Origin of the sequence: Ectopseudomonas toyotomiensis (assembly GCF_017167985.1) — a bacterium.
Classification (GTDB): Bacteria; Pseudomonadota; Gammaproteobacteria; order Pseudomonadales; family Pseudomonadaceae; genus Aquipseudomonas; species Aquipseudomonas toyotomiensis.
Window position 1 is genome coordinate 4,679,378 of record NZ_CP070505.1, and the last position, 13,221, is coordinate 4,692,598.

The window sequence follows — 13,221 nt, forward strand, 5'->3', positions numbered from 1 at the left end:
AGATCGACTAGGCGAGCCAATCTGCTCCGGTGGGCAGATCGAGGTGACGCTTAAGGTATTCGGCGAAGCTGGCGCGCGGTATGGCCCTGGCGCCGAAGCTGTGCAGGTGCTGTGTGGGCATCTGGCAGTCGATGAGGACGAAGCCCCAGTCTCGCAGCTTGCCGACCAAGGTGGCGAAACCGACCTTGGATGCATTGTCGGCACGACTGAACATGGACTCACCGAAGAACAGCTGGCCGATAGCCAGGCCGTAAAGCCCTCCGACCAGTTCGTCCCCGCTCCAGACCTCCACTGAGTGGGCGATACCGCGTTGATGCAGCTGTAGGTAAGCCTCCTGCATGCCGCGGGTAATCCAGGTCCCATCGGCGTAGGCGCGTGGCTCGGCGCAGGCCTGTATGACGGCGGCGAAGTCTTGGTTGAAGGTGACGCGATAACGCTGCTGGCGCAGCAGTTTGGCCAGGCTGCGGGAAACATGCAGCTCATCAGGGAACAGAACGGTGCGCGGATCGGGCGACCACCAGAGAATTGGCTGGCCATCCTGAAACCAGGGAAAGCAGCCATGTCGATAGGCACTGATCAGGCGGTCGGCGCTAAGATCGCCACCGGCGGCCAGCAGGCCATTGGGCTCGCGCATGGCTTTGGCCAATGGCGGGAACTGCAGTGAGTCACGTTGCAGCCAGGTGAGCATGTGCGCTTGTCCAGCGGAGGAGGGGAGGGCGAGCGGGGCGGCGCTCGCCCTTGTCCATCAGTTGCCGTCGAGAAACTTCTCGACATCCAGCGCGGCCATGCAGCCGGCGCCAGCGGAGGTAATGGCCTGACGGTAGATGTGATCGGCCACGTCGCCGGCGGCGAACACACCTTCGATGCTGGTGGCGGTGGCATTGCCTTCGCTGCCGCCCTTGATCTTCAGGTAGCCGTCATGCATGTCCAGCTGGCCGACGAACAGCTCGGTGTTGGGCTTGTGACCGATGGCGATGAATACGCCAGCCAGGGCCAGCTCCTTGGTGCTACCGTCGAGGGTGCTTTTCAGGCGCATGCCGGTCACGCCGCTCTGGTCGCCCAGTACTTCGTCCAGGGTGTGGTTCCAGTGCAGGCGCATGTTGCCGTTCTCGACCTTGTCGAACAGCTTGTCCTGCAGGATCTTCTCCGAGCGCAGTTTGTCGCGGCGGTGCACCAGGTGCACTTCCTTGGCGATGTTCGACAGGTACAGTGCCTCTTCCACAGCGGTGTTGCCGCCGCCGATCACAGCCACCACCTGGTTGCGATAGAAGAAGCCGTCGCAGGTGGCGCAGGCGGAGACGCCCTTGCCAGAGAAGGCCTCTTCTGATGGCAGGCCAAGGTACTGGGCACTGGCGCCGGTGGCGATGATCAGTGCATCGCAGCTGTAGGTGCCGCTGTCGCCCTTGAGCACGAAGGGGCGACTCTGCAACTCGGCGGTATGAATGTGGTCGTAGATGATCTCGGTGTCGAAGCGCTCGGCGTGCTTCTGCATGCGCTCCATCAGCGCCGGGCCGGTGAGACCTTCGACGTCACCCGGCCAGTTGTCCACTTCGGTGGTGGTGGTGAGCTGACCGCCAGGCTGGATGCCGGTGATGACCACGGGCTTGAGGTTGGCGCGCGCGGCATAAACGGCGGCGCTGTAACCGGCAGGGCCGGAACCCAGGATGATCAGGCGGGAATGCTTGACTTCGCTCATAAAAAAACCCCATAAGCCTTTGTCACAAAAGAGAATGCGTGCTCCAATTGAGCCGCATGGAAGCTGCTGGCGGCTATGCTACACCGAAGCGGGGTGGGTGCGGGAGCTTGGCAATTGGCCTGGGCGTCAGGCTGGCCCTACAATAGGCCGCTTCGCGGTTAACCATCAGATGGACGCGCCAAGGGCGCAGGAAATGGCTGTTTTGAAGAATTCCACCACCCAGATTACCGACTGGCGTCAGAAGCTTCAGTATCGACTGAAGGAAGGCGCGTTGATCGCCCTGGGCGCTATGTGCCTGTACCTGCTGATGGCACTGTTGACCTATAACGTTGCCGACCCGGCCTGGGACAACAGCGTCCAGGTCGAACGCATCATCAATGCCGGTGGCAGCATCGGCGCCTGGCTCTCCAGCACGCTGTTCGGTGCTCTGGGTTACTTCGCCTACATCTTCCCGCTCCTGCTGGCCGCCAAGACCTGGCAGGTGTTCCGCACCCGCAATCAACCCTGGCACTGGAACGGCTGGCTGTTTTCCTGGCACAGCATCGGTCTGGTATTCCTGATTCTTTCCGGTGCTGCGCTGGGCGATATTCATTTCGCAGCGGCCGCCGGCATGCAGGGCTCCGGTGGCGGCATGCTCGGTGCCAGCCTGGGCGATCTGGCCGTGCATGCGCTGAACGTGCAGGGCAGTACGCTGGTATTCCTGGCACTGTTTCTGTTCGGATTGACCGTGTTCACCGATCTGTCCTGGTTCCGCGTGATGGACCTGACCGGCAAGATCACCCTCGACCTGATCGAGCTGATTCACGGCGCCATTACCGGCTGGTGGAATGCCCGTAGCGAGCGTAAGCAGATGAAGATTCAGCTGCGCGAGCTCGACGAGCGGGTCACCGAGGTGGTTGCGCCAGTGGTTTCGGATCGTCGTGAACAAGCCAAGGTCAAGGAGCGTTTGCTCGAACGCGAGGAGTCGCTGAGCAAGCACATGAGCGAGCGCGAGAAGCGTCCCGCACCAGTAATCGCACCGCCGCCCGTGGCCAAGGCGCCGGAACCGAGCAAGCGCGTGCAGAAGGAAAAGCAGGCGCCGCTGTTCGTCGACAGCGCGGTGGAAGGCACCCTGCCACCGATTTCCCTGCTCGATCCGGCGGAAGCCAAGAAGGTCGAGTATTCGCCGGAATCGCTCAAAGGTGTTGGTCACCTGCTGGAAATCAAACTCAAGGAATTCGGTGTCGAGGTCGCGGTGGATTCGATCCATCCTGGCCCGGTGATCACCCGCTACGAAATCCAGCCGGCCGCAGGGGTCAAGGTCAGTCGCATCGCCAACCTGGCCAAGGACCTGGCTCGTTCGCTGGCCGTGACCAGCGTGCGGGTCGTGGAAGTCATTCCCGGCAAGACCACCGTCGGTATCGAGATTCCCAACGAGAACCGTCAGATCGTGCGTTTCTCCGAAGTGCTGTCGACGCCCGAATATGATGATGCCAAGTCGCCGGTGACCTTGGCGCTGGGGCACGACATTGGTGGCAAGCCGGTGATTACCGATCTGGCCAAGATGCCGCACCTGCTGGTGGCTGGTACCACCGGTTCCGGTAAGTCGGTGGGCGTGAATGCGATGATCCTATCGATTCTGTTCAAGTCGAGCCCGGAAGACGCCAAGCTGATCATGATCGACCCGAAAATGCTCGAGTTGTCGATCTACGAAGGCATTCCGCACCTGCTTTGCCCGGTGGTCACTGACATGAAGGAAGCGGCCAACGCCCTGCGCTGGAGCGTTGCCGAGATGGAGCGCCGCTACAAGCTGATGTCGAAGATGGGCGTGCGCAACCTGGCGGGCTTCAACCGCAAGGTCAAGGATGCCATCGAGGCTGGCGAGCCGTTGTCCGATCCGCTGTTCCGTCGCGAAAGCATGGAAGACGAAGCACCGCTGCTCAAACCACTGCCGACCATCGTCGTGGTTGTCGATGAATTCGCTGACATGATGATGATCGTCGGCAAGAAGGTCGAAGAGCTGATCGCGCGTATCGCGCAGAAGGCGCGTGCGGCGGGCATTCACCTGATCCTCGCCACCCAGCGCCCGTCCGTGGACGTGATCACTGGCCTGATCAAGGCCAACATCCCGACCCGCATGGCGTTCCAGGTATCGAGCAAGATCGACTCGCGCACCATCATCGACCAGGGCGGTGCCGAGCAGCTGCTCGGCCACGGTGACATGCTCTACATGCCGCCTGGCACCAGCTTGCCGATTCGTGTTCACGGCGCCTTCGTCTCGGACGATGAAGTGCATCGTGTGGTCGAAGCCTGGAAGCTGCGCGGTGCGCCGGATTACAACGAAGACATTCTCGCCGGTGCCGAAGAGGGTGGCGGCAGCTTCGAAGGTGGCGGTGGTGAAGGCGGTGAGGGCAGCGAGGAAGACCCGCTGTACGACGAGGCCGTCAACTTCGTGCTGGAAAGCCGCCGTGCCTCCATTTCCGCTGTGCAGCGCAAGCTGAAGATCGGCTATAACCGCGCCGCACGGATGATCGAGGCGATGGAAATGGCTGGCGTGGTCAGCTCGATGAATACCAACGGTTCACGCGAGGTGCTCGCGCCCGGCTCATCTCGTGACTGAGTGTTGCGCGCCGCGGATGAACCGCTGAATTCGCGGTCTACAGGATTCACGGCAGCCTAGGTGCTGCCGAGCAATGCGGGGTACGGAGTCGCCTCGCCATTCTCATACGGACTCAAGGGGTTTATATGCGTGTTATTCGCCTGCTGATGCTGGCTGCTTTGAGCTTTACCCTGCTGACCGCCCAGGCTGATGAAGAGGCGGCCACCAAGCGCTTGAGCGAATTGCTCAGCCAGGCGCAAACCATCAGCGCGCGCTTCTCCCAACTAACCCTCGACGCCAGCGGCACTCAGCTGCAGGAAACGGCAGGGCAACTGGCGCTCAAGCGTCCGGGCATGTTCCGTTGGCACACTGATCAACCCATGGAGCAACTGCTGGTCTCCAATGGCGAGAAGGTCTGGTTGTACGATCCGGATCTGGAGCAGGTCACCATTCAGACACTCGATCAGCGCCTGACCCATACTCCCGCTTTGTTGCTCTCCGGCGATGTCTCGCAGATCCGCGAGAACTTCGAGATCGACTACAAGGAAGGCGGTAGCGTGGTCGACTTCATTCTCAAGCCCAAGGCCAAGGACAGCCTGTTCGACAGCCTGCGCCTGTCGTTCCGCAATCGCGTGCTCAACGACATGCAACTGATCGACAGCATCGGTCAGCGCACCAATATCCTGTTCCTCAATGTGAAGATGAACGAGCCGGTCGAAGACCATCTGTTCACCTTCGACATTCCGGAAGGCGCGGACGTCATCCAGGAGTAAGGCGTGGATCTGTTCGGTCGCCAACCCGTCGCGCAGCCTCTGGCTGCGCGTTTGCGTGCTACCAGCCTGGACGAATACGTCGGCCAGGAGCATGTACTGGGGCCGGGCAAGCCGCTGCGCGAGGCGCTGGAGCAGGGCGCCTTGCACTCGATGATCTTCTGGGGGCCGCCTGGCGTAGGCAAGACCACCCTGGCGCGCCTGCTGGCCAAGGTCACAGACGCGCATTTCGAAACCATCTCCGCCGTGCTCTCCGGGGTCAAGGAGATTCGCCAGGCCGTCGAAGTGGCTCAGCAGCACGCGGCTCAGTACGGTCGTCGCACCATTCTCTTCGTCGACGAAGTGCACCGCTTCAACAAGAGTCAGCAGGACGCCTTTCTGCCCTATGTGGAAGACGGCACGCTGATCTTCATCGGTGCCACCACCGAGAACCCCTCGTTCGAGCTGAACAACGCACTGCTGTCGCGTGCCCGCGTCTATGTGCTCAAGAGCCTCGACGAGGCCGCGATGCGCAAGCTGGTCAATCGTGCGTTGAGCGACCCGAAAGGTCTGGGTGATCGCCATCTCAGCCTGCCGGACGAGGCCTTTCAGATTCTTCTGGCTGCCGCCGATGGCGACGGCCGTCGTTTGCTCAATTTTCTCGAGAACGCCGCAGACCTGGCCGAGGACGGCGGTGAGATCGGCGTCGAGCTGCTACAGAACCTGCTGGGCGACAGCCGGCGCCGTTTCGACAAGGGCGGCGAAGCCTTCTACGACCAGATTTCCGCGCTGCACAAGTCGGTGCGCGGTTCCAGCCCGGACGGCGCGCTGTACTGGTACGCGCGCATGCTTGATGGCGGCTGCGACCCGCTGTACATCGCCCGCCGTGTGGTGCGTATGGCCAGCGAGGACATCGGCAACGCTGATCCGCGCGCACTGACCCTGTGCCTCAATGCCTGGGACGTGCAGGAGCGCCTGGGCAGTCCCGAAGGCGAGCTTGCCGTGGCCCAGGCCATTGTCTATCTGGCCTGTGCGCCGAAGAGCAATGCGGTGTACACCGCATTCAAGGCGGCCATGCGTGACGCTGCCGAGCAGGGCTCGCAGGAGGTGCCGCTGCACCTGCGCAACGCGCCGACCAAGCTGATGAAGCAGCTCGGCTATGGTGATGAATACCGCTACGCCCATGATGAGCCGGATGCCTACGCTGCGGGTGAGGATTACTTCCCCGAAAATCTGCAGCCGCGCCAGTATTACGACCCGGTACCACGTGGCCTGGAACAGAAGATTCGCGACAAGCTGCAGCACCTGCGCACCCTGGATGCCAACAGCCCAAGGCAGAGGAGAAAGTGATGATTCGTGTGGCGCTTGCCGTCGCTGTAGGGGGCGCGGCTGGTTCGGTTATGCGCTTTCTGGTTGCCAGCTGGGTGGCTAGCAACTGGCCCCGGCATTTCTACCTGGGCACGTTCGCGGTAAACATCATCGGTTGTCTGCTGATTGGTCTGCTGTCAGGTCTGTTTCTTGCCCGTACCGACCTGCCGCTGGAGCTGCGTACCGGATTGATTACCGGGGTTTTGGGTGGCTTCACTACCTTTTCGTCTTTCAGCCTGGAAATCATGAAGCTGCTGGAGGGCGGTCGCGCCCCCGAAGCGCTCGGTTACCTGGCATTCAGTATCCTTGGTGGTCTGCTGGCTGCCTGGGCTGGTCTGAGCCTGGCCCGATTGGCATCCTGACCCGCTAAAGCTTTACACTCGGCAACCCGCGTCACGCTGGTGGCCGCAATCTTTTTTCGTCGTTGTATTGAGACCCGAACATGCTCGATTCCAAACTCGTCCGCACGCAACTCACCGAAATCGCCGAGCGCCTCGCTACTCGCGGCTTCGCTCTCGACGTCGCCCGTTTCGAGGCCCTGGAGAGTCAGCGCAAGTCGGTGCAGGTACGCACCGAGCAACTGCAGGCCGAGCGCAATAGCCGTTCCAAGTCCATCGGCCAGGCCAAGGCGCGCGGCGAAGATATCGCTCCGCTGCTGGCGGAAGTCGATCAGATGGGCAGCGACCTGGAAGCCGGCAAGCGTGAGCTGGATGCGATCCAGAACGAGCTGGACAATCTGCTGCTGAATATTCCCAACCTGCCGCACGAGTCTGTGCCGGTTGGCGCTGATGAAGACGGCAACGTCGAGGTGGCGCGCTGGGGCACTCCGCGCAGCTTCGATTTCGAGATCAAGGATCACGTCGCCCTCGGCGAGCAGCACGGCTGGCTGGACTTCGAGACCGCCGCCAAGCTCTCCGGTGCGCGTTTTGCCCTGTTGCGTGGCCCAATCGCCCGTCTGCATCGGGCCCTGGCGCAGTTCATGATCAACCTGCACACCGGCGAGCACGGTTACGAAGAGGCCTACACGCCTTATCTGGTACAGGCCCCGGCGCTGCAGGGCACCGGTCAGCTGCCGAAATTCGAAGAGGATCTGTTCAAGATTGGCCGTGAAGATCAGGCCGACCTGTACCTGATCCCGACTGCCGAAGTGTCGCTGACCAATATCGTGGCTGGCGAAATCCTCGATGCCAAACAGCTGCCACTGAAGTTCGTCGCCCATACCCCATGTTTCCGCAGTGAGGCGGGCGCTTCCGGTCGTGATACCCGTGGCATGATCCGTCAGCACCAGTTCGACAAGGTCGAGATGGTGCAGATCGTCGAGCCGTCCAAGTCCTTCGAGGCGCTGGAAGGCATGACCGCAAACGCCGAACGCGTGCTGCAACTGCTGGAGCTGCCGTATCGCAAGCTGGCCCTGTGCACCGGCGACATGGGCTTCTCCGCGGTGAAGACCTACGACCTGGAAGTCTGGGTGCCGAGCCAGGACAAGTACCGCGAGATTTCTTCCTGCTCCAACTGTGGCGACTTCCAGGCGCGCCGCATGCAGGCGCGCTACCGCAACCCGGAAACCGGTAAGCCGGAGCTGCTGCACACCCTGAACGGCTCCGGCCTGGCGGTCGGCCGTACCCTGGTGGCGGTACTGGAGAATTACCAGCAGGTCGACGGCAGCATTCGTGTGCCCGAGGTGCTGAAGCCCTATATGGGCGGCATCGAAGTGATCGGCTGACAGGCCATCACGACGCAAAAAACGGGGCGTTAGCAGCTGCCCCGTTTCAATGGAGGTAGGGTGCGCCATGCGCACCAGGGCCTTACACCGTAGTTTGGTGCGCGCAGCGCACCCTACGACCGACCTCTGATGAGGCTGATCTGATGCAATTCCTTCCTCTGTTCCACAAGCTGCAGGGTCGCCTGGTTCTGGTGATTGGCGGTGGTGAGGTCGCGCTGCGCAAGGCGCGCCTGCTAAGCGACGCTGGTGCTGTTTTGCGTGTGGTCGCCCCGGAGATTCGTAGCGAGTTGCAGGAGCTGGCCGGTCCTGGCGGGAACTTCCTGCGTGGCTACGCGAGCAGTGACTTGCAGGGCGTTGCCCTGGTTATCGCCGCCACCGATGACGTGCCGCTCAATGCGCAGATTTCCGCCGAGGCCCAGGCGTTGGGCATTCCCGTCAACGTGGTGGATGCGCCGGCTCTGTGCAGTGTGATTTTCCCAGCCATCGTCGACCGCTCGCCGCTGATCGTCGCGGTCAGCAGTGGCGGCGATGCGCCGGTGCTGGCGCGGCTGATCCGCGCCAAGATCGAAACCTGGATTCCGGCCACCTACGGCCAGCTGGCCAACCTGGGCAAGCGCTTCCGGGATCGGGTCAAGCAGCTGTTTCCCGATGTGCAGCAACGCCGGGTGTTCTGGGAGGATGTCTTCCAGGGGCAGATCGCCGAGAGCGTGTTTGCCGGTAAGCCGGAGGAGGGGGAGCGCCTGCTGGAGGAGCGTCTGGCCGGCGCAGCGCCACGTGCGCTGGGCGAGGTCTATCTGGTCGGTGCCGGGCCGGGCGATCCCGATCTGCTGACCTTTCGCGCCCTGCGCCTGATGCAGCAAGCTGATGTGGTGCTCTACGACCGCCTGGTGGCACCGGCCATCATCGAGCTGTGCCGGCGCGATGCCGAGCGCATCTACGTCGGCAAGCGCCGCGCCGATCATGCGGTACCGCAGGAGCAGATCAACCAGTTGCTGATTGATCTGGCTCGTCAGGGCAAGCGTGTGCTGCGCCTGAAAGGCGGTGATCCGTTCATCTTCGGTCGTGGTGGTGAGGAAATCGAGCAACTGGCGGCGGAAGATATTCCCTTCCAGGTCGTGCCGGGTATCACCGCTGCGTCCGGTTGCGCGGCCTATGCCGGCATTCCGCTGACCCACCGCGATCATGCTCAGTCGGTGCGTTTCGTCACCGGGCATCTCAAGGACGGCAGCAGCAACCTGCCGTGGAAAGACCTGGTGGCGCCGGGTCAAACCCTGGTGTTCTACATGGGCTTGGTCGGCCTACCGGGTATCTGCGAGCAACTGATTGCTCACGGCCGTTCGGGCGCCACGCCTGCAGCGCTGGTGCAGCAGGGCACCACGCAGAATCAGCGGGTATTCACCGGTACCCTGGAGACTTTGCCGCAACTGGTGGCCGAGCACGAAGTGCACGCGCCCACGCTGGTGATAGTCGGAGAAGTGGTCACCCTGCGTGACAAGCTGGCCTGGTTCGAAGGCGCCCAGAACCGCATCTGACGCGTTGTGGCTGAAGCCTTGTTATCGGGGCTTCAGCCATTCCGCTGTCACTCTAGCGCTGAAACACACCTTTACCCGGCAGGCGCTGGCGATCATGCGCGCGAGTGAAATCCTGCTGCGGCCCTTTGGGGACCACACCAGTCGGGTTGATGGTGGCGTGGCTGGCGTAGTAGTGCGATTTGATGTGGGTGAAGTCCACCGTCTCGGCGATGCCTGGCCACTGGTACAGCTCGCGTAGCCAGTTGGACAGGTTCGGGTAGTCCTCGATGCGTCGCAGGTTACATTTGAAGTGCCCGTGATAGACGGCATCGAAGCGGATCAACGTGGTGAACAGGCGAATGTCTGCTTCGGTCAGGTATTCGCCGGCCAGATAGCGATTCTTGTCCAGGAGTGCTTCCAGCTCATCGAGCATGGCGAACAGCTCGTCGAAGGCCTCTTCATAGGCTTCCTGAGTGGTGGCGAAGCCTGCGCGATAGACGCCGTTGTTCACCGCCGGGTAGATGCTCTCGTTGAGCTGGTCGATGCGCTCGCGTAGCGGTTCGGGATAGAAGTCCAGGTCGTTGCCGGTCAGGCCATCGAATGCGCTGTTGAACATGCGGATGATTTCCGCCGACTCGTTGCTGACGATGCCGCCGGTCTGCTTGTCCCACAGCGCGGGCACGGTGACACGGCCGCTGTAGTGGCGGTTATCGGCGGTGTAGCGCTGATGCATGTAGCTCAGGTTGTCGAGGCGATCACCGCTGGAGCCGAACTCGCGGTCGAAGGTCCAGCCCTGTTCGCGCATCAGCCAGCTCACTACGGATACATCGATCAGCGATTCGAGGCCTTTGAGTTTGCGCAGGATCAGGGTGCGGTGAGCCCAGGGGCAGGCCAGCGAGACGTACAGGTGATAACGTCCGGCTTCAGCCTTGAAGCCGCCGTCACCACTTGGCCCGGCGCTACCGTCGGCGGTTACCCAGTTGCGGCGTTGTGCGCTTTCGCGCTGGAAGCGGCCGCTGTTGCCGGTGTTGTACCACTGGTCGTGCCAGCGTCCATCGATCAACAAGCCCATGACGCTTGCCTCCGTTTTGAGTGAGTCTGGAGTCTAACGTTATGAACTCGATTGAACGGTGGAAAAAGCTGGCTTAAATGATCGACTGGTTAGATTGAAGGCGTGCATCCCAGCGCTGCTGGGCCTCCTGGAACGCTGCTTCACGTGCCAAGCCCAGGCCACGCAATGCGACGGCCATGGTGGCGATCACCGCCAGGCGACCGTAAGGGTCATCGTGCTCGCCGTGCCAGAATGCGCCCAGCACGGCTGGGTCGAGTCGTTCGGGTTTGACATGGCGCTGCGCCGACAGCGCAGGCCATTCTTCGTCCCAGTTCTCGCCATCGAGGGTGCCGTAGAGATGGCATGCACCGTCCGGGTTGACCTCGATCTCGCCGCCTTCGCCCTTGATCACGATGGCATGGTCACCGAGCAGCCCACTGGCTTCGCGATGCACGGCCTGATAACCGGGGTGGAAGATGCTTTGCAGTCCGCAGCGGGCGCCGAGCGGGTTGATCACGCGGGCCAGGGAATGGATCGGCGAGCGCAGGCCCAGGGTGTTACGCAGGTCGATCATGCGTTGCAGCGCCGGCATCCAGTTGCCCAGGTAGCTGTAGGCCAGGTTGTGCTTGTCGAGCGCTGTTTCAACTGCCTGCCAGCCGTCGCAGCAAGAGATATCCAGCTGCTCCAGCAATTGTTCGGTATACATACGGCCTGCGGTATGGGCGCCGCCGCCGTGCATGAAGATGCGCACGCCGCTGGCGGCCAGCGCCTTGGCCGCCAGCAGGTACCAGGGCAGGTGGCGTTTTTTGCCGGCATAGCTGGGCCAGTCCAGGTCGACCTGAATATCGGGGGCGGCGAGTCGTGGGCGGATGGCCTCGGTGAAGCCGGCTAGCTCCTCGGCGCTCTCTTCCTTGTGCCGCAGCAGCATCAGGAAGGCGCCGAGCTGGGTGTCCTCGACCATGCCGTCGAGCAGCAGGCCCATGGCTTCGCTGGCCTCCTCGCGGGTCAGGCCGCGGGCGCCGCGCTTGCCCTTACCGAGAATGCGCACGAACTGGGCGAAGGGGTGTTCGGCGGGTGTGATCAGGTTCATAGGCAATTGGTCGGTTTCGGCAGGCCGGCGAGCTTGGCGGCGAGTTTGGCGGGCGTGCCCTTGAACAGGCGATTGAGGTGTAGGCTGTTGCCTTTGTCCGTGCCGAGTTTCAGAGCGGCATATTTGATCAGCGGGCGGTTGGCCGGCGATAGCTGAAACTCGGCATAGAAGGCGCGCAGCAGTTCGAGAATTTCCCAGTGTTCTTCACTCAGCTGCAACTCTTCCGCTGCGGCCAGCGCCTCGGCTACGGGGTGTGACCAATCCTGCAGGTCGACCAGGTAGCCGTCCTTGTCCAGGGCTATTTCGCGTCCGGCGACGTTGAGCGTGCTCATAGCCAGCTGTTGACCTTGGCGTAGCGGGTGCATAGCTCGACGAACCCTGGATAGTCCACGACCTGTGTGCGCTCGGGCGCCTGCAGGGCGCGGGCGGTCAGGTCTTCGCCCAGCGCATAGAGCGAGACGCTGGCGGGCATCAGTTGCAGCGCCTGCAGGTTGGCTGTGCCTGGCTGCAGCGCGTAGACCGCATCGCCGCTGAGCAGCAGACCATCAGCGGCACCCAACAGACGCAGGCAGCTGGCCAGGCGGCTATCGGCGAACGGCGAATGGGAAAGTATGTGCAGGGTGGCCATTAGAGGGTGATCACCTGGTCATAACGATCAAGGAGGGCGGTCAGTGCGCTGTCGTCCAGTCGCTCTACCGCCAGATTCAGTTCGGCATCGCTCAGGCCGCGCTCGGCCAGGCTGCGTTGGCTGGCGTACAGATCTTCTACGCCGAACATCGGCAGGGCCTGTAGGTTCGCGCCAAGGTCCTTTTGCTGTAGCGCACCAGGTTGCTGCGCTTTGCTTAGCTGGAACACGCCGTCGTCGAGAAACAGCATGCCGATGGGCAGGTCGAAGGCGCCGCCGGCCAGGGCGATATCCAGCGCCTCGCGGGCTCCAGGGCCGCTCCACGGCGCCTGGCGGCTGATAATCAACAAAGACTTGCTCATTAGTGGCCTCCGAAGCAGATCAGTCGGTCGGCCTGTTGCGCCGCTTCATGCAATTGGCCGAGGCCGGAAAGCTCCCACGGGGCCTGCAGATTGGCCGCTGGACGTGCATAGCGCTGCGCCTCTTCGGCGTTGAGTACACCGCGACGCAGCGCAGCAGCGATACACACCACCGCGTCCAGCCCATTGACGGTGACGAACTCGCGCCACTCGCTGGGCAGATCCGCCTCGTCCTGTGGGCTGACCACGTTGCTGGCGGCGCTGTGCACGCCTTCCTGGTAGAAGAACAGGCGAACGATCTCGTGGCCGTCCGCCAGCGCCGCCTGGGCAAAACGCAGTGCGCGTCGCGAGGCAGGCAGATGAGGGGCGGCGAACAGGGCAATGGCAAACTTCATGGCGTTTCCGGCGAGGCAAAACTGCGCCAATGATAAGGCCAGGGTGCCCGGCAAACAAAGGCGGCTGACGGCCGCG

At 62.4% G+C, this 13,221-nt stretch carries 14 protein-coding genes; 6 read left to right on the top strand and 8 right to left on the bottom strand.

Annotated features, from left to right (window positions below; all coding sequences use genetic code 11):
* Positions 1-7: 7 nt before the first annotated feature.
* Together aat and trxB are read right to left on the bottom strand one after the other, a co-directional pair.
* On the bottom strand, positions 8-688 hold the full coding sequence (gene aat / locus JWV26_RS21660; RefSeq protein ID WP_206417792.1) for a leucyl/phenylalanyl-tRNA--protein transferase: 681 nt from the start codon (positions 686-688) through the stop codon (positions 8-10).
* 57 nt (positions 689-745) lie between these two features.
* On the bottom strand, positions 746-1,696 hold the full coding sequence (trxB, locus tag JWV26_RS21665; protein WP_045733255.1) for a thioredoxin-disulfide reductase: 951 nt from the start codon (positions 1,694-1,696) through the stop codon (positions 746-748).
* A gap of 193 nt (positions 1,697-1,889) precedes the next feature.
* Between trxB and ftsK the strand changes: the two genes are divergently transcribed.
* The 6 genes from ftsK to cysG all read left to right on the top strand — a co-directional run bounded on the left by ftsK (position 1,890) and on the right by cysG (position 9,646).
* Complete coding sequence (gene ftsK / locus JWV26_RS21670) at positions 1,890-4,295, top strand: DNA translocase FtsK (RefSeq protein WP_420890282.1); 2,406 nt, start codon at positions 1,890-1,892, stop codon at positions 4,293-4,295.
* 125 nt (positions 4,296-4,420) lie between these two features.
* Entirely contained in the window at positions 4,421-5,047 is a 627-nt protein-coding gene (lolA, locus tag JWV26_RS21675) for an outer membrane lipoprotein periplasmic chaperone LolA (protein ID WP_017677060.1), read from the top strand.
* Between the two features lie 3 nt (positions 5,048-5,050).
* Entirely contained in the window at positions 5,051-6,373 is a 1,323-nt protein-coding gene (locus JWV26_RS21680) for a replication-associated recombination protein A (RefSeq protein ID WP_206417794.1), read from the top strand.
* On the top strand, positions 6,373-6,753 hold the full coding sequence (crcB, locus tag JWV26_RS21685; protein WP_206417795.1) for a fluoride efflux transporter CrcB: 381 nt from the start codon (positions 6,373-6,375) through the stop codon (positions 6,751-6,753). Before JWV26_RS21680 ends, crcB begins: the two co-directional genes overlap by 1 nt.
* Before the next feature lie 80 nt (positions 6,754-6,833).
* Positions 6,834-8,114 carry a serine--tRNA ligase gene (gene serS / locus JWV26_RS21690; RefSeq protein ID WP_206417796.1) on the top strand — a complete coding sequence of 427 codons (1,281 nt, stop codon included), beginning with the start codon at positions 6,834-6,836 and terminating at the stop codon, positions 8,112-8,114.
* Between the two features lie 143 nt (positions 8,115-8,257).
* Positions 8,258-9,646 carry a siroheme synthase CysG gene (cysG, locus tag JWV26_RS21695; RefSeq protein WP_206417797.1) on the top strand — a complete coding sequence of 463 codons (1,389 nt, stop codon included), beginning with the start codon at positions 8,258-8,260 and terminating at the stop codon, positions 9,644-9,646.
* A 52-nt stretch (positions 9,647-9,698) separates the two neighbouring features.
* On the opposite strand, the gene JWV26_RS21700 is transcribed toward cysG, so the two are convergent.
* From JWV26_RS21700 to tusD, 6 genes are all read right to left on the bottom strand, one after another.
* Positions 9,699-10,697 (bottom strand): glutathione S-transferase family protein, encoded by a 999-nt coding sequence (locus JWV26_RS21700; RefSeq protein WP_206417798.1) that lies wholly within the window; start codon positions 10,695-10,697, stop codon positions 9,699-9,701.
* Positions 10,698-10,770: 73 nt separating this feature from the next.
* A complete protein-coding gene (locus JWV26_RS21705; protein ID WP_206417799.1) occupies positions 10,771-11,766 on the bottom strand; it encodes a glycosyl transferase family protein in 996 nt (331 codons plus the stop codon).
* Positions 11,763-12,098: a TusE/DsrC/DsvC family sulfur relay protein gene (locus tag JWV26_RS21710; RefSeq protein WP_075747453.1), complete on the bottom strand. Its 336-nt coding sequence runs from the start codon at positions 12,096-12,098 to the stop codon at positions 11,763-11,765. The genes JWV26_RS21705 and JWV26_RS21710 overlap by 4 nt, the downstream gene beginning before the upstream one ends.
* On the bottom strand, positions 12,095-12,394 hold the full coding sequence (gene tusB, locus JWV26_RS21715) for a sulfurtransferase complex subunit TusB (protein WP_206417800.1): 300 nt from the start codon (positions 12,392-12,394) through the stop codon (positions 12,095-12,097). Before tusB ends, JWV26_RS21710 begins: the two co-directional genes overlap by 4 nt.
* The gene (gene tusC / locus JWV26_RS21720) at positions 12,394-12,753 is read right to left on the bottom strand and encodes a sulfurtransferase complex subunit TusC (RefSeq protein WP_045733264.1); all 360 of its coding nucleotides are present in this window, start codon (positions 12,751-12,753) and stop codon (positions 12,394-12,396) included. Before tusC ends, tusB begins: the two co-directional genes overlap by 1 nt.
* The gene (tusD, locus tag JWV26_RS21725) at positions 12,753-13,145 is read right to left on the bottom strand and encodes a sulfurtransferase complex subunit TusD (protein WP_206417801.1); all 393 of its coding nucleotides are present in this window, start codon (positions 13,143-13,145) and stop codon (positions 12,753-12,755) included. Before tusD ends, tusC begins: the two co-directional genes overlap by 1 nt.
* Positions 13,146-13,221: the final 76 nt, after the last annotated feature.